The organism is Arcticibacterium sp. (genome assembly GCF_055134445.1).
Genome location: NZ_JBSRVI010000035.1, coordinates 140,616 through 157,199, shown reverse-complemented (window position 1 = coordinate 157,199; position 16,584 = coordinate 140,616). Strand labels below are relative to the sequence as shown.

Sequence of the window (16,584 nt, the reverse complement as noted above, 5' to 3'; positions counted from 1 at the left end):
ACTATAATATTCTTATTACTGTCACTAAAATAGTCGCAATAGAGACAAATGCCGAACTCACTGCTATTCTTTCAGCAGGTGTCCATCTATATTTGTTTCTTGTGGGTATTATGACCTCCATACCTCTTTGTACTTCAGGATAATTTTTTATTCCCATAAAAGATCTTGTTCTGTCTGTTAATCCGTTCGCATAACGTACGTATGCCTTTCTTACAAAAGCAGAGTCTGTAACTCCACCAGCTTGAGCAATATAATCAGAAAAACTCAATTCGGGTTGATAGGCGACCGTAGTTGGGTTCAAGACTTGTCCGCTCAATTTGACGACCTCCTGAATTTTAGGAATCATCAAACTGTCTCCTTTCGATAAAATCAAATTGCCCAAATCTTGATTATTTCCTAAAGCTCTTTTTAAATCTAATGCCACTAAACTACCATTTCTAAAAAACCTTGCTCCCTCTGAATAAGCTTCGATTCTCAAGCCACCGGCTCTTTCTATCAAATCAGAAATTCTTTCCTCTCTTTTTAATATCGTATATAAGCCTGGATAATTCACTTCTCCAGAAATACTAACCAGTTTCTGTTCTTCATAATTTGGAAGATCTCTGACAAAAACCTTATCAAATGGACTCAAAAGCACTTTCCTTTCTTTCACAAAAAGGTCATCGCTTTGTACTACTACAATCTCCACGGTCTCATTAGAGCTTTCGTCATTATATAATCTCTTAGCAACCTCAATCCTCTTCTCCGATGCCCCTTCTTTAAAGCCTCCTGAAAGCAGAATTAAATCCTCCACAGACATACCTTCAGCAAAATCAAATTCACCTGGTTGATTAACCGAACCTTTAATTTCAACTCTTCTCAATTCTCTCAATTCCGTAACCGACTTTACTATTAATTGGTCATTCTTTCTTAACGCCAAATCAGCAACAGCACCATTCAAAATTTCCTTTAAATTGATGGAGATAATTTCAGGATCTAAATTCTCTCGTTCTCTAACAATTAATACTCTCTCCAAAAACGCATCTTCCCTTAATCCTTCTGAAGCACTTATAAGTTCTTTAACCGTACTCAAAGACTCACTTAAAGAATATTCTCCTGGTCTAAAGACCGCACCAGAAACTTCTACTTTATTCTCATACCGATCTAAAATCGCTCCTATATAAATCTTATCGCCATTCTGAAGAGCATACATACCCAACTTATCACCATCTACAGTCAAAAGCTTTCTTTCCTTTTTTGTGTTTCTAGTGATGTTTATACTTTCCAAATATGCTTGATCGGAGGGACCGCCAGCAAAAAACAAAGCATCCTCTAAGGATTCATTTACTTTTAATTCGTAAACCCCTTCTCTTTTTACTTTACCTTCGAATTCCACTTTTGATTCTGCCATTGGAACAAAGATTACGTCTTGATCTAGCAGTCTTTCATTTCCAACGAATTCTCCCTTGGTAAGAAATGGATATAAGTCTATCTGTGATTGCTCCTTATTTCCTCTAAGAAGTTTTATATTTCTAAAAGATCCTATTTTACTCGGACCTCCGGCCAAATAAAGTCCATTAAAAACAGTAGCAAATGCCGAAACGGTGTAAGTACCAGGGTTTTCAACTTCCCCGACAACAGTAACTTTAATACTCCTTACATTTCCTAATGTTACATCCGCGTTTAAAGTCCCATTTCTTAATCCTCCAAAAAGAGGCTTTAGGCGTTCTACGATTTTAGATTTGGCAGCATCAATGGTCAGTCCATTCACATATATTGGTGAAAGGCTTTCCAACTTGATTGTTCCCTCAGGTGAAACGGTAACATCGTAATGTTGATAAGCATATCCAGTGATGTCAATTTTCAATTGATCATATGTGCCTAAAATGTAATCTTTAGGTGTAGGTAATCTTAAATTGGGCTCAAAAGAAAGATTTTTGTTATTAAATATTTCTCTTCCAAATACTTCTTTTTTCCTGGTGACTTCAGTTTTTTCATTCACTTGAATCGGGGTTCTTTCAGCCAACTCCCCCATTTGATCTCGCGTAGACTTGTTGTCAGACTGAGACACCTTATTCGTTCCCGTCTTAAGTCTATTAATCCTTTCCCTGAGTTTTGCAACATCCTCCTGCGTATAACCGTTTGCTAAAGCGGCTGCTTCAATCTCCATGTCAGACAATCCACGCTGTTGCATTTCCTTCATGAATTGTTCCACCTGAGCATCGGTCACCTCGTCAACATTACCAGGACTTTGTGAGAAAGTTTCAATGGAAAGCGAAAGAAATATGAAGAGTAAAAAATAAACGTTATGTCGTTTCTTCATTTAGAGGTCTTTTGGATTTTTTCACAAATAAAAGGAAATTAATTAGCCTCGCACAATTTCAAACTCTTTTCTTATTATTCGGATTTCTAATAGAAAGGTTCAATCCATAGTAAACCAGACTCTTGCAACTCCAAAATCTCAAATTCACTATGGGGAACCACTGTTATAACAACCTCAATGTTTTCAAAGTCTGGTTTGTTCAATAGTTGTATCCCTGTCGAATTGAAAACCTCCTCCTTGTCTACCAGAGGGTCATAAACACTTACAGCTAAGCCAAAATCTTTCAGTTCGTGAACCAAATCCACTACCTTGGTATTTCTAAAATCAGAGCAATTTTCTTTATAAGCGAAACCTAGTACAAGAACCCTCAAACCGTTTAAGTTTAATCCTTTGGCGATTATTTTTTTCATTGCCTTGTGTGCAACAAACCGACCCATTTCTTCATTCACTAACCTTCCGGCACCTATTACCTTTGGGTCATAATCCAACGTTCTGGCCTTATATATCATGTAATAAGGGTCAACACTTATACAATGCCCGCCTACTAAACCCGGTTTAAAGTTTAGGAAATTCCATTTCGTTTTTGCCGCTTTTAAAACCTCATCTATCGAAATATCCATTTTGTCAAAAATGAGAGCCAATTCATTGACAAACGAGATATTCACATCTCGTTGACAATTTTCCACTAATTTCGCCGCTTCGGCAACTTTTATAGATGGTGCTAAATAGGTCTCAACTTCCATAATTGAGCCATAAAACCGATCTACTATATGGGCAACCTTTTGATCGGAGCCAGAAGTTATTCTTACTATCGACTCAATTTTATTTGTTTCTCCGGGGCTGAACCTTTCAGGAGAATATCCTACGCCAAAACCTTGATTCAATTTCAGGTTTGAAAAGGATTCTAAAATAGGAATACAAATTTCTTCTGTACATCCAGGATAAGTAGTGGATTCATAAACAACAATATCACCTTTCTTTAAAACCACACCAATCATTCTTGATGCTTCCTTTAAGAAAGTAAGATCGGGTTCCTTATTCTCATCAACGGGCGTTGGTACCGTAACTATAAAAATAGTCTGGCACTCATATAAAGGAACACTCGTTTGAAAAACCAAGGCAGGTTTTTCAATTAATTCCTTTAAAGCTATTAAACCCTTTGAGTCTATTCCTTTGACTAATTCTTCAACCCTTTTCTCATTGACATCAACTCCAACAGTTTGATACTTTTTAGAAAATGCAATAGCCGTTGGAAGGCCGACATAGCCCAAGCCAAGAACTACAACTTTTAGGTCTTCATTAATCTTCCAAGGCATTGCTCAAAAAGGTATTTTTTAGCATAAAAACAATTAAAAAAATCAACAAAGCCCAATTCAGATAAACATAATAGTAATCCGTGACTTCATTGAAAATTATCTCATTAAATCTGGTCTTTTCAATCTCGTCGATATTTCTGAAAATATCCATCAGCGACTCCCTAGATATGGCTGAGTAAAATTCCCCATTACTATTAGCCGCCACATCATTTAATATTTTTGTATTTACTATTTCCGTAGCATTATTTTTACCGACTGCGATGGTATAAATTCTAATTCCGAAAGATTTCGCTAAATCAGAGGCGGAATAAGGGGAAAGATTCCCTGCGGTGTTGTCACCATCGCTCAACAATATAATGGCTTTACTTTTCCCGGGAGAATCCCTAAGTCGATTCACAGAAGTGGCTATGGCATTACCAATGGCAGTTCCAGAACTGTTTATCATGTCCCACGAAACCTTATTTAAATAATCGTTTAGTAATCCATAATCGGATGTTAAAGGACAAACAGTTACGGATTCACCAGCAAAAACCACCAAACCAACTTTGTCATTCGACCTTTTTCTAAGAAAGTCGCTTGCCACCTGTTTCGCCGCTTCCAATCTATTAGGCACCAAATCCGTGCTTTTCATGGATTCAGACACATCAATAGCTAGGATAATACTTATTCCTTCCCCTATGGCATCTTCCGATCTCAGGGCTCTTTGCGGGCGAGCCAAAGCAATAAGCAACAAAACCAAACCTAGTAAAAATAGTAATGGGTTAACAAACCTTAATGAAGTTAGCCAAGCTAATCTTCCTTTACTTTTGTTCAAAGACAAACTTAAATTTTGCCCCCTGTTACTCGCAAAAAACCATCGTAAAACAAAGACGAAAGGTACGCCAAGAATTAGATATAAATAAAAGGGATTTGCCCAAACGAAATCTCGTAAAGTAGAAAGCAAAAACCAATCTGTGGAAATCCAATCTGGCATAGTGAATAATTATTTACTATAATTTTCCACGGCCTTTCTAACGCTACCAAATTTCATTAACAAACCCAATGCCGTTTCATGATCAATTTCCAACTCATTCATTACCATTCTGGTTCCTCTTTCCACCAGCTTATCATTAGAGAGCTGCATATCCACCATTTTATTTCCTTTCACCTTTCCCAGTTGAATCATGACCGCAGTGGAAATCATGTTGAGTACAAGCTTTTGGGCAGTGCCTGATTTCAACCTTGTACTTCCGGTAATATACTCAGGACCAACCACCACCTCCACTGGAAATGTGGCTTCCTTCGCCACTGCACTTCCACTATTACATACAATACATCCCGTTAATATGCCAGCTTCATTAGCATTTTTCAATCCCCCAATGACATAAGGGGTCCTTCCACTAGCGGCTATGCCTACCAAACTATCTTTACTGTTAATATTATAGGCGGTCAAATCTTTCCATGCCTGATTTTCATCATCTTCTGCAAACTCCACTGCCTTTCTTATGGCGGAATCTCCTCCAGCAATGATTCCCACTACCATTTCATGCGACACTCCAAAAGTAGGAGGGCATTCAGAAGCATCTACTACACCCAATCTACCGCTGGTACCTGCTCCAATATAAAACAACCTACCGCCTTCTTTCATTCTTTTCACGATCTCAGAAATCAGGACTTCTATCTGCGGCAATACTTTTTTGACCGATAAAGGTACCGATTGATCCTCCTCATTTATTCCTACCAAAAGTTCCATTACAGACTTCTTTTCCAAATCTTGATGATTGGAACTCGATTCTGTTGACAATTGAAGCAAATCTTCCATTAATATTATTTGTTGAGTTTTGCAAAGTGTTTATAAAAAAGAGGAATAGCTTCAATGCCTTTAAAGAAGTTAAATACACCGTAATTTTCATTTGGAGAATGTAATGCATCGGAGTCTAAACCAAAACCGAACAAAATAGACTTAAGACCCAACACCTCTTCAAACAGAGCCACAATCGGAATGCTTCCCCCTCCTCTTGTAGGAACTGGTGTTTTTCCGAAAGACTCTTGCATGGCATTAAACGCCGCCTGATACCCTATCGAATCTGTTGGCGTAACATAAGGCTGACCTCCATGATGTCTTGAAACTTTTACTTTTACGGTATCAGGAGCTATAGATTTAAAGTGTTTTTCAAATAAGCTCGAAATTTCTATCCAATCTTGATCTGGCACTAATCTCATAGAGATTTTAGCATTAGCCTTTGACGGAAGAACCGTCTTGGAACCCTCTCCTGTATAACCGCTCCAAATACCATTTACATCCAATGTTGGCCTGATGGCAGCTCGCTCTCTAGTACTATAGCCCTTCTCTCCGCTAACTTCTGCGATACCCAAATCTTCTTTATATTCTTCCTCATTAAATGGTGCTGATTCTAAAGCATCTCTTTCCTCAGCATTTAGCTCTAAGACTTTATCGTAGAAACCTTCTACTAAAATTTTGCCATCCTCATCATGAAGAGAGGCTATCATTTTTGCCAAGACATTTGCTGGATTTGCTACAGCTCCACCATACACCCCTGAGTGTAAATCTCTGTTTGGGCCAGTAACTTCTACTTCCATATAAGCCAATCCTCTTAAGCCAGTCTCTACAGATGGTATGTCATTTGATATGATAGAAGTATCGGAAATAAGAATAATATCTGCTGATAATTTCTCCTTATTCGCTCTGATAAAAGTTTCTAGGTTTTCTGAGCCTACTTCTTCCTCTCCTTCAAACATTACTTTAACATTACACACCAAAGCGTTGTTTTCCAACATACCTTCAATGGCCTTGACGTGCATGTAAATTTGACCTTTATCGTCACATGCACCTCTTGCGAATATGGCACCATCAGGATGTACTTTAGTTTTCTTTATGACGGGTTCAAAAGGAGGTGAATCCCAAAGTTCATAAGGATCTGCTGGTTGCACATCGTAATGTCCATAAACCAAAATAGTGGGTAAGGCTTTATCAATTATTTTTTCAGAAAAAACGATGGGATGTCCAGCCGTTGGGCAAATTTCTGCGGAATCCATTCCAGCGTCTAAAAGCTTGTTCTTAATCCACTCAGATGCCGTTTGCATATCAGCATTAAATTTAGGATCTGCACTTACGGAAGGTATTCTTAGAAACTCAAAAAGTTCGTCTAAAAATCGTTGTTTGTTTTTGTCAATGAAAGATTTCATTCCTATTGCTTACTTTAATTTAAAGCAAAGATAGCGATAGTAAACAATTCGCTTAACGAAGGTCAGACAAAAGCTTTTAAACGCTCGTAAATTTTAGATTAATCTATTTCGGAGGGTACTTGTTTTCATTTCCCGCCAGAAGTCTTTTAACGTTCTCTCGGTGGGTAAACAATAGAAGAAGAAATAAGGCAAACGCCATTAACTGGAAAAAGTAATTTTCTGGGTTGAGCCAAAAATTAAAGGGAATAAAAGAAAGTGAGCCCATTAATGACGCTAAAGATACATATTTAGACAGGCTCAATACGATTACAAAAACGATTAAGCAAACAAGAGCACCTAAAGGATTAAGGGCCAAGATAACGCCAAAGGATGTTGCAATACCTTTCCCTCCCTTAAAGCCAGCGAAAACCGGAAGAATGTGACCTATAACTGAGGCAAAGCCTATGATAATAAGCATGGAATCAAGATCTCCCAAGAAATACTGGGCAATCTTAATGGCTAAAAATCCCTTTAGCATATCAATCACCAAGACAGCCAAACCAGCCTTCTTGCCTAAAACACGAAGTGAATTAGTGGCACCTGCATTACCAGAGCCAAATTCTCTTACATCAACTTTATGGAATATCTTTCCATAAACCACTGCCGTAGGTATAGATCCAAGTAAATATGCCAGAAAAATAAAGCCAGCCACTGATAGCATTTAATAAGGTAGATTTTTTGAAATGCAAAAATAAATAAATTGTATCATTTAAAGATGCTCTTAAATATAATAATCGACAAGTTTCTTATTATCAATATAGTAACTGCACCTTTCCGACATCAAAAATTTACTTATTTTAATTTTACACCTTTTTTCTTGATCGCCAAATCGTGAGCAGTATCATAGTAAGAACGAAGATTAGCCCAGTCAAAAATATCAGAAAAATTCTCTACCCTATTTCGCTGCATTATTCTGTCTCTTCTATTCATGGTCACGAAATTGAAAAGTTGCTCCGCAAGCTGATCAGCAGCTTGATCAAAATCTCTTTTCTTTCTGTTAACCACATATACCCCCACATTTTCGTAGTCCTTCATGATTTGAATCATAAAGTCACCAAAACCAGATAAATCAGAAGTGACCGTAGGAATACCACGAATAACACATTCTAATGGTGTATAACCCCATGGCTCATAGTAGCTTGGAAACACCCCTAAGTGGCAGCCCCTCACAAATTGACCGTATTCTAATCCAAATAGCGGATTGGTCGGTGAGATAAAGTCTGGATGATAGACAAATTTCACTCTATCCTCCTTATAGTTTTTCATGTTAGACTGATCAAAAAACTCGGTTATTTGATCAGGTCCTTTGAGCAAATGCGTCGTGGTTCCTGGAAGTGTATGGGTTTTCCAAGTTTGAATAGTCCGGCGTAATCTCAGCCTCCAATAATCCTCTACAAAAGCATTTAAGTCAGGAAGCGTTGTGTCGTCATTTGCCGCTGACGCGAAAAATAATTGCTCTCCTATCTGCTCTTCAATAGATTCGCAGGTAAGCTTTATTTCCTCCATAACAGCTCTAGACTGCAATACTGCAGGATCTATAGAATAAACGGGGTTCCTTGTAATAATGAACATCACCACGGTGGTGTCAATATTATTTTTGACCAATTTGAAGTTTAAACGCTTTAAGGCTTCTAAAGTTAAATCGTAACCCTTGTTTTTAAACTCATACCTTCCAGAAGTAAAAAAGTACAGGGTGTTGTCTAGATCCCAGCTATAGCTCTGGAAAAAGTGACCCATCACAAATTGATTAATCTTCTGTTTGAATTTAATGTGTAAGTTTTGAAACTCGTGGGTAGCCGCATATCTTGTAATATTAAGCCCATTAGGTAAAATGAGATCACATTTTCTTCTAAAGAAAACCTCACATTCCTTAGCGGTAATGTCACTAACTGTGGTTAAAACATGGCAGTTTTGAGCCGCATGATACTCTATCCCTGCCTGAGCTTCTATGGCGTAGTTTTTTGCTTCTACTTCCCAATCATAACTTGGCAGGTGTTCATAAAAGTCTTCCACATTTCCTGCTATGTATCTTCCTAGCATGGTAGCATGCGTAGTAAATACCGTAGCCAAATCCATCCGTTTTCTGGTTAGCCCTAAAATAGGAATAGCCGACATCCACTCATGGAAATGAGCAATTACACTTAATTTTTTAGCATGGTTTTGTAAAAATTCAGTCAAAAACGTTTCAATGCAGTGTCCAAAAGCGATCACCTGATTTACAAGAGGCTCGGCATTGATAGTGCTTATTTTATGGTTTTCCCATAAGTCGAACTTTAGGCTATCCACTTTTTCTAAGGTTTTCTCAAAATCCACAAGGATCATCCTTGGTCTACCCGTAACTAGCCAGTGACCATAGTATACATCCATGCCCTTTGAACGGAGAGCCTCTGCCGCTTTACAAAATGGGGAGTCGTCTGTGTACTCTTCAAATTCTATGGAGGCTGTCTGTTCTATATAAGGTCCTATCAAACAATAATCCTCTCCCCACTTTTCTACCATTGCTGGTACTTTGGAGCGAATTACGGTATAGATTCCACCTACCTGATTACAAACTTCCCAAGCGAGTTCAAACAAGACCTCTTTTGATTGTGGTCTTGGCTCTACCTTGAATGTCTCCTCTGATTCCCTTCCGATTCTTTTTACTCCCATTTCAAAACAATTCTCCTGTTCTATTTTTTGGTACTATATTTAAATGAATGTAGGCTTTTTCTGTGGCCTCTCTGCCTCTCGAGGTTCTTTTCAAAAATCCTTCTTGAATTAAAAAAGGCTCATATACCTCTTCTATGGTCTCTGCTTCTTCTCCGCAAGCCGTAGAAATAGTTGAAAGCCCCACTGGTCCACCTTTAAATTTATCAATAATAGTATGTAAAATCCTATTATCCATATCATCTAGTCCATGTTCGTCAACATCCAAAGCTCCTAAAGCCATTTTGGCAATCTTGATATCTATTTTTCCAGACCCTTTCACCTGAGCAAAATCTCGAGTTCTTCTTAATAAATTATTGGCAATTCTTGGAGTACCCCTACTTCTTCTGGCTATCTCAAAAGCCCCTTCTTCACTTATTGGTGTCTCCAAAATATGAGCGGACCTTCCTACAATTTGGCTTAATAGCTTAGCATCATAATATTCTAATCTTAAATTAATGCCAAACCTTGCTCTCAAAGGAGATGTTAATAAACCCGCTCTAGTGGTTGCTCCTATTAGCGTAAACGGATTAAGCGAAATCTGAACACTTCTGGCGTTTGGACCAGAATCTAACATGATATCAATCTTATAATCCTCCATGGCAGAGTATAAATACTCTTCTACGATAGGATTAAGTCTGTGAATTTCGTCAATAAAAAGCACATCATTCTCTTCCAAGTTAGTCAATAAACCTGCTAAATCACTCGGTTTGTCCAAAACTGGTCCAGAGGTAATTTTTATGGAAGAGCCTAGTTCATTGGCTATGATTAAAGAAAGTGTGGTTTTACCTAAACCTGGAGGTCCATGAAGTAAAACATGGTCTAGGGCTTCCTTTCTTTGATTAGCAGCTTGAACAAAAATTTTAAGATTTTCGAGAATTTTAGCTTGACCAGCAAAATCGTCAAAATTGACAGGTCTTAACGCCCTTTCAATATCCTTCTCCGTAGGGCTAAGCATATCGCTATCAGTATTTAAGTAATCTTCCCGCATAAATTCAAAACAGAATTAAATTTGGTAAAAATACAAATTGTGGGTTATGCTGCTAATTATTGGTTCAAATAATTCTTGGAATTTTTATTTTAATACCCACACTGAGCCTACTTCCCTTAAAACTCCCCTATCAGGAAAGTCAAGAGCCTTATAAGTTAAGACGTATGAATATACGGTAGGTGCCTGTAATTTGCCCTTAATCCGACCATCCCATAGATTATCCAGATTATCAGTCTCAAATACCAGCTCGCCCCACCTATTAAAGACTTTCAAATTCACTTCATCCAAATAAGCGTATTGAATTTTAAATTTTGGGTTCATACCCACTGGCGTAAAAGCTTCAGGAAAAAATACCCTTGGTTCACATCCTTCAACTACTTCTATTTCGTCATTGGTTTTACACCCAAAGTTGTTTTCCACTTCTAGCGTATAAACGGAAGGTGCTATAACACTCACCGTTGAGTCGGTTGAGTTTCCGCCAAGCGGTACTCCAGAAGCGGTGCCCCAGCTATAAAAGAATTCATCTCCACCGGTAACATTAGCATAAAGAGTTGCTCTTTTCACGGGGACTTCTCTGGTACATACATAGCCTACATCTGGCAAATTAGAAACGGGCGAAGGTTTGATATAAATGGAATCTTCTAAAATGACTTCTGTACATTCCGTTTCTGTAAGTTCTAATAATTTATCTATAACCTGAGAGCTTATTACACCACTCAATGGTGATTTATTAAAGACTTTTATAATAACCTTGATCTTATTCCAACCCAATTTTGGGAAGGTATAATTGACATTGGTGCCCTTTAATGTGGTGCCGTCCTCAAATTCCCACGTGATTTCATTCCTCATAGGGTCACAAATGCCCTGAGATTCCAAAGCCGTGGCAGCGTTAAAACAATTCCCAAAATAATTAGCAGAAGCCCCGCCTCCATCCTGCACTTGTTTGGCATAAATTACGGTAGGAAGACCTAAGCCCATCTCACCGTTCACATCAATTCCTTTACTGGCCTCTATATATCCAGTTACGGCAGCATTTCCAGGAATATCGGGAGCTTGAATGTAAGCTACATTTTTGCTGTTATTGACAGCCATATATAAATACTTATCTCCGGGGGCATTAGGATTTATGGGTCCTAACTGTAGGGCTCCAAATTGCTCCGTTTTAGATGTAGCAATGGTAGAGATATTGCTTTGTATTAAACTTGGATCTTGAAAAAATATTGGAATTTGTAGTAAGGTAGACGTTTCCCCCTTAGTTGGATCACCAGAAATAGTAGCGTATAAAAGCCTTCCATCTGGGCTAAATGACAATCCGTAAACGCTTGGCGGAGCTGCAATACCCAGATCTATCACAATAGGATTTGAAAATGTTCCTGTCGCCCCATCGTAGCTAAAAACTTCAACGACATTGTTTCCATTCTGAATTCCACCTTGAGCCATTTGAGCACCATTCTGGTCAAATACCGTATATCCACTTTCTGTTAAAGGATTATCCTGTGGCAAGCCAATGGATTGTTGTGTGCTTTGAATCCCAACAGAGTCAATTCTAATTACTTCAATAATATTGTTTCCAGATTGATGTGTGAAAATTTCAAATCCTGTTTCGTCTGATTTAGGAAGAATGGTAATCTTGTCTGTAATTCCTACAGCTACTGGAACATCCCTTTCGGTTATCATGCCCATTCCTCCATTATATCTGAGATCAATCACACTATAAGAAAGTAAGCCCGTGTCTACATCTTTGGCAAAAACATAATACTGATGATGAGGACATTCTGTACATCCAGATTTAGGTATAATAATCAAACCCTGAGATGCTGTATTATTTCCATTTAATAAACCAACACCATTTATGTCTAAAACAGGTTCGTCGTTTGCATTATAGACATTTTTTCCGTCGGAATAGAAAGCCAGACTTCCAGAAGGCCCATAAACCATACCTGTGGAAACATCAGAGTCTAATAAATTTGAACGTCCTGCCACTGGAGAAATGGTGATGCTATCTTTTTCTACGTCTGCAAAAAAATCACCTTCGGGATTTAAGGAATCTCTAGGGATTTCTACGCCACCATCATTTTGAAATTCTAGCGTTGCTCCTGTCCCAAAAAACCATTCTTCATTTCCACCACCACCACCAGACTTTTCAAAACAGAATTTAACATTTATCTTGGCGGTTCTAGAACAACCACTTGCACTAAAAACTTCTACAGAATAACATCCAGAAGAATCTACATCAATGGTTCGAGTGGTATCTCCCCCTGGGTACCATAAGTAAGTATAATCTCCAGTTCCTATTCCTATTTTGAAAGGATTAAGGGTTAAAGGATTACTACCGCAAACCGTAGTATCTGCCGAAATAGCCTCATTAAACTTAGGCTGCTGTGGCAAACCTCCAACGGAGATAGTTTTAGTCTCAATGGATCGCACACCTTGCTTAGACGTCTTAGTCAATTGAACGACATAATCACCTGGGGAGCCATAGAAGTGTTGTGGGTTTCTTATTAGCCCGGGAGTCACATCGGCTACATCTCCAAAATTCCATTCCCAGATAGCAGTACTCGTATCGGTGTCGAAAAAATAAGTGGCATTTGGGCATCCTTCTAATGAACCTTCTGCACCACTCTGAATATCTACAACACAAGTTTTTTCGCTTACATAAAACTGTGCCCAAGCACTACTGTTCACAAAAAGTGACAGCGTCATGAAGAACAGATTTATTATATTTTTCCTATTTAAGCGAAACATATTTTAACAAAGAAAGTAGGCTCAAAAACTGAACCAGACTCAGGCTGGCCTGATTTACGTAATTTAAAGTAAAATTGCTTTTAGAAAACGAGATTTAACGTTTTTTATTCAAAAATTCCGTTTTCAATCCGCATTAAAGACATAAATGATCTTGACTTTTCCCTTTAAGTAAATTTCAAAACCCTATTATATCAACGTAACTAAAAAAAATAAGGTTGCTTTTGGAATCTTTAAAAACAAAACATTTTACTTCTCTTTCAGCGGGTTTTCCTGTCTAAATTTTGAAATAGTGCCCTGATAACGGGAATTTATTACAGACAAATTCTCTTAGTACTTACACTGAAATGCATAGGTGAAAAAACATATCCTTATTTTTGCAAAAAACAAAAGAGAATTCTAGATGAAATATCCTATAGTAGCTTACGGCGATCCTGTTTTAAGAAAAGAATGCCGTGATATAGAAAAAGGGGAAATAGATGTAAAAAAACTAGCAGAAGATATGTTTGAAACCATGTACTCTGCCTCTGGGGTTGGTTTAGCGGCTCCTCAAATTGGGAAAGACATACGCATGTTTGTAGTAGATGGGCATCAAATAAATGAAAACTTAGAGGAGGATGAAGAGGTTAATCCGTCTTTAGAGGGCTTCAAAAAAGTTTTTATTAATGCCGAAATCTTGGAAGAAACAGGGGAAGAGTGGGCTTATGAAGAAGGTTGTTTAAGTATTCCAGACATAAGAGCAGAAGTTTTAAGACCCGAGACTGTTACCATTAGATATTTTGATACGGACTGGAACGAACATACAGAAGAGTATGATGATATGGCGGCACGAATTATACAGCATGAGTACGATCACATTGACGGAATATTATTTACAGATCATTTAAGTCCGCTTAAGAAGCAAATGCTAAAAAAAAGATTGACTAATATTTCTAAAGGCATGATAAAAGCAGACTATAAAATGCGTTTTTACAAAAAGTAAAACACATTATATATGAAGCCAACACTAAAAGTAGCTCTTGTTCAAACAGATATTTACTGGGAAAACCCTGAAGCTAATAGGTCTGAAATAGAAGAAAAAATATCTTCTATTGATATTCCTGTTGATTTGATAGTGCTTCCCGAAATGTTCACCACGGGCTTCTCAACAAATGCAAAACATTTGGCAGAGCCTATGAACTTCACCACACACCGATGGATGAAGCAAATGGCGAAAAGGTATGATGCCGCTATATGTGGAAGCTTGGTTATTAAAGAAGGTGAAAATTTCTTCAATCGCTTGCTTTTTGTGGAACCCAATGGAAACACTTCCTTCTACGACAAAAAACATCTTTTTGGTTTTGGAGGAGAAAAAGAGACATTTTCTAGCGGTGATAATTGCCTGATTATAGATTATGAGGGTTGGAAATTTTGCCCTTTAATTTGCTACGATCTCCGCTTTCCAGTATTTAGTAGAAACCTAGGTTTAGCCTATGATGTATTAATTTACACCGCCTCTTGGCCTGCGTCAAGAACAGATGTTTGGGATACTTTACTTAAGGCAAGAAGTCTTGAAAATCAGTGTTACGTTCTAGGAACCAATAGAATAGGCACCGACGGAAACAATCTTTCCTATTCTGGGCATTCACAGGCTATCAATGCGAAAGGTGTTGTTTTAAACGAAATTAGCAGTAAGTCTCAGATTGTTATTTCTGAACTATCAAAAGACGAATTAAGCTCTTTTAGAAATGCCTTTCCTATTCATCTGGATGCCGACAAGTTCACTTTAAATTAAGTTTTGACCCTTGGTCAATCCATCTGCTATAACTCTATCATTGGAAAGTCTAGGTACTTTGTTTTGTCCTCCTAATTTACCTATTGATTTCATATAACCTATAAAGGCATTTCTTTTAAGTGAAGTAACCACCAAAGGCCTTAGAATATTTCCGACGATGAGATCTTTATAATAAGTATTAAGCGACACCAACTGGGAGTCTAAATCTTTTGCGAATGCTTTTTCATCAATTGGCTCTCTGGCATACTCCACAAGCCACTCATGATATGGCAGACCTTCTTTTGGTATCACCATAGGAGCTACTGTAAACTCCACTATTTCTACTTCAGGATGTCTTTCACAGGCGTATTTCATAGCCTTTTCTACCTCTTCCCCTATCACATGCTCTCCAAAAGCTGAAATGAAATGCTTAATCCTTCCAGATACAATAATTCTATAGGGATCTAAAGAAACAAATTTTACAGTATCTCCAATAGAATAACCCCAAAGACCGGCGTTGCTATTAATAACTAAGGCATAATTCTTATTCAGTTCTACTTCACCAATGGTTAAACGAGTAGGGTTTTCGTCAAAATATTCTTCCGCAGGAATAAACTCATAAAAAATACCACTATCTAAGAGCATAAGAAGCCCCTCAGACTCAAATTTGTCTTGGTAAGCTATAAATCCTTCGGAAGCCGGATATAGCTCAATAGAGGCTACTTCCTTGCCTATAGATTCAAACAGTTTTGCTTTGTAGGGTTCAAAGTTTACACCGCCGTAAACAAAAAGATCGAATTCTGGAAAAACATCTTTAATCTGTTTTCCAGTTCGCTCTTGAATCCTATCAAAATACATCTGCACCCATGGCGGAATACCAGAAATAAGACTCATAGGTTTATCAATGGTCTCGTCTATTATTCTTTCCAGTTTTTGCTCCCAATCTTCTATACAGTTTGTCTCATAAGAAGGCAGCTGATTTGTTTTGAGATAAGTTGGTACATGGTGATTTGATATTCCAGAAAGTCTCCCAGTATGAATACCTGCCGTTTTGGTCATTACTGGACTCCCAGAAAGAAAAATGAGCTTGTTATCCAAAAACTTAGCATTTCCTGTTTCAAAAATATAATTCAACAAAGCGTTTTTGGCCGAATCTATGTGGTTATGAATGGAGTCATTTGTTATTGGAATGTATTTGACTCCAGAGGTAGTCCCTGAAGTCTTAGCAAAATATAGCGGTTTTCCTTTCCAGAGTACGTCACTTTCTCCTGCTATAATTTTCTCTACATAGGGCTTTAAGCCTTCGTAGTCATTTACAGGAACCGCTTGTTTAAAATCACCATAAGATTGAATATCTGAAAAACGATGATCTTTCCCAAAAACGGTATTTGAAGCTGTTTCTATAATGCTTTTACGCCATTTCTCTTGAACCTCTACGGCATTTCGCATCCAGCCATGTTGATTCCTTGCCGTAATAGCGGCTAAAGGCTTACTTAGAGTAGATTTTATTCCCATTATTACAAAACTACAATAGAAATCGAAATGAGTGTTTTCATTTAAACTTAAAAAC

At 37.8% G+C, this 16,584-nt stretch carries 12 protein-coding genes; 2 read left to right on the top strand and 10 right to left on the bottom strand.

Annotated elements, in window-relative coordinates; all coding sequences use genetic code 11:
• Position 1: 1 nt before the first annotated feature.
• The 9 genes from ACTBZY_RS05055 to ACTBZY_RS05015 form a co-directional block, all read right to left on the bottom strand.
• Entirely contained in the window at positions 2 to 2,302 is a 2,301-nt protein-coding gene (locus ACTBZY_RS05055) for an SLBB domain-containing protein (RefSeq protein WP_463045250.1), read from the bottom strand.
• Positions 2,303 to 2,388: 86 nt separating this feature from the next.
• The gene (locus tag ACTBZY_RS05050; protein WP_463045249.1) at positions 2,389 to 3,618 is read right to left on the bottom strand and encodes a nucleotide sugar dehydrogenase; all 1,230 of its coding nucleotides are present in this window, start codon (positions 3,616 to 3,618) and stop codon (positions 2,389 to 2,391) included.
• Positions 3,602 to 4,591, bottom strand: a complete 990-nt coding sequence (locus ACTBZY_RS05045) for a VWA domain-containing protein (RefSeq protein WP_463045248.1) — start codon at positions 4,589 to 4,591, stop codon at positions 3,602 to 3,604. Before ACTBZY_RS05045 ends, ACTBZY_RS05050 begins: the two co-directional genes overlap by 17 nt.
• A gap of 9 nt (positions 4,592 to 4,600) precedes the next feature.
• A complete protein-coding gene (gene murQ / locus ACTBZY_RS05040; protein ID WP_463045247.1) occupies positions 4,601 to 5,419 on the bottom strand; it encodes an N-acetylmuramic acid 6-phosphate etherase in 819 nt (272 codons plus the stop codon).
• A gap of 5 nt (positions 5,420 to 5,424) precedes the next feature.
• The gene (locus tag ACTBZY_RS05035; protein WP_463045246.1) at positions 5,425 to 6,804 is read right to left on the bottom strand and encodes a dipeptidase; all 1,380 of its coding nucleotides are present in this window, start codon (positions 6,802 to 6,804) and stop codon (positions 5,425 to 5,427) included.
• Positions 6,805 to 6,907: 103 nt separating this feature from the next.
• Entirely contained in the window at positions 6,908 to 7,504 is a 597-nt protein-coding gene (plsY, locus tag ACTBZY_RS05030; RefSeq protein WP_463045245.1) for a glycerol-3-phosphate 1-O-acyltransferase PlsY, read from the bottom strand.
• A gap of 131 nt (positions 7,505 to 7,635) precedes the next feature.
• Positions 7,636 to 9,492, bottom strand: coding sequence for a glycosyltransferase family protein (locus tag ACTBZY_RS05025; RefSeq protein ID WP_463045244.1), 1,857 nt, complete (start codon positions 9,490 to 9,492; stop codon positions 7,636 to 7,638).
• Between the two features lies 1 nt (position 9,493).
• The gene (gene ruvB, locus ACTBZY_RS05020; RefSeq protein WP_463045243.1) at positions 9,494 to 10,519 is read right to left on the bottom strand and encodes a Holliday junction branch migration DNA helicase RuvB; all 1,026 of its coding nucleotides are present in this window, start codon (positions 10,517 to 10,519) and stop codon (positions 9,494 to 9,496) included.
• An 84-nt stretch (positions 10,520 to 10,603) separates the two neighbouring features.
• Entirely contained in the window at positions 10,604 to 13,222 is a 2,619-nt protein-coding gene (locus tag ACTBZY_RS05015) for a PKD domain-containing protein (protein ID WP_463045242.1), read from the bottom strand.
• Positions 13,223 to 13,664: 442 nt separating this feature from the next.
• Between ACTBZY_RS05015 and def the strand changes: the two genes are divergently transcribed.
• On the top strand, positions 13,665 to 14,243 hold the full coding sequence (gene def / locus ACTBZY_RS05010; protein ID WP_463045241.1) for a peptide deformylase: 579 nt from the start codon (positions 13,665 to 13,667) through the stop codon (positions 14,241 to 14,243).
• Between the two features lie 12 nt (positions 14,244 to 14,255).
• Positions 14,256 to 15,035 (top strand): amidohydrolase, encoded by a 780-nt coding sequence (locus ACTBZY_RS05005; protein WP_463045240.1) that lies wholly within the window; start codon positions 14,256 to 14,258, stop codon positions 15,033 to 15,035.
• On the opposite strand, the gene ACTBZY_RS05000 is transcribed toward ACTBZY_RS05005, so the two are convergent.
• Positions 15,027 to 16,529: a GH3 auxin-responsive promoter family protein gene (locus tag ACTBZY_RS05000; RefSeq protein WP_463045239.1), complete on the bottom strand. Its 1,503-nt coding sequence runs from the start codon at positions 16,527 to 16,529 to the stop codon at positions 15,027 to 15,029. The genes ACTBZY_RS05005 and ACTBZY_RS05000 overlap by 9 nt on opposite strands.
• Positions 16,530 to 16,584: the final 55 nt, after the last annotated feature.

Coding starts and splice junctions, on each gene's coding strand:
- ACTBZY_RS05055 (WP_463045250.1), bottom strand. CDS start 2,302: ATGAAGAAACGACATAACGTTTATTTTTTACTCTTCATATTTCTTTCG.
- ACTBZY_RS05050 (WP_463045249.1), bottom strand. CDS start 3,618: ATGCCTTGGAAGATTAATGAAGACCTAAAAGTTGTAGTTCTTGGCTTG.
- ACTBZY_RS05045 (WP_463045248.1), bottom strand. CDS start 4,591: ATGCCAGATTGGATTTCCACAGATTGGTTTTTGCTTTCTACTTTACGA.
- murQ (WP_463045247.1), bottom strand. CDS start 5,419: ATGGAAGATTTGCTTCAATTGTCAACAGAATCGAGTTCCAATCATCAA.
- ACTBZY_RS05035 (WP_463045246.1), bottom strand. CDS start 6,804: ATGAAATCTTTCATTGACAAAAACAAACAACGATTTTTAGACGAACTT.
- plsY (WP_463045245.1), bottom strand. CDS start 7,504: ATGCTATCAGTGGCTGGCTTTATTTTTCTGGCATATTTACTTGGATCT.
- ACTBZY_RS05025 (WP_463045244.1), bottom strand. CDS start 9,492: ATGGGAGTAAAAAGAATCGGAAGGGAATCAGAGGAGACATTCAAGGTA.
- ruvB (WP_463045243.1), bottom strand. CDS start 10,519: ATGCGGGAAGATTACTTAAATACTGATAGCGATATGCTTAGCCCTACG.
- ACTBZY_RS05015 (WP_463045242.1), bottom strand. CDS start 13,222: ATGACGCTGTCACTTTTTGTGAACAGTAGTGCTTGGGCACAGTTTTAT.
- def (WP_463045241.1), top strand. CDS start 13,665: ATGAAATATCCTATAGTAGCTTACGGCGATCCTGTTTTAAGAAAAGAA.
- ACTBZY_RS05005 (WP_463045240.1), top strand. CDS start 14,256: ATGAAGCCAACACTAAAAGTAGCTCTTGTTCAAACAGATATTTACTGG.
- ACTBZY_RS05000 (WP_463045239.1), bottom strand. CDS start 16,529: ATGGGAATAAAATCTACTCTAAGTAAGCCTTTAGCCGCTATTACGGCA.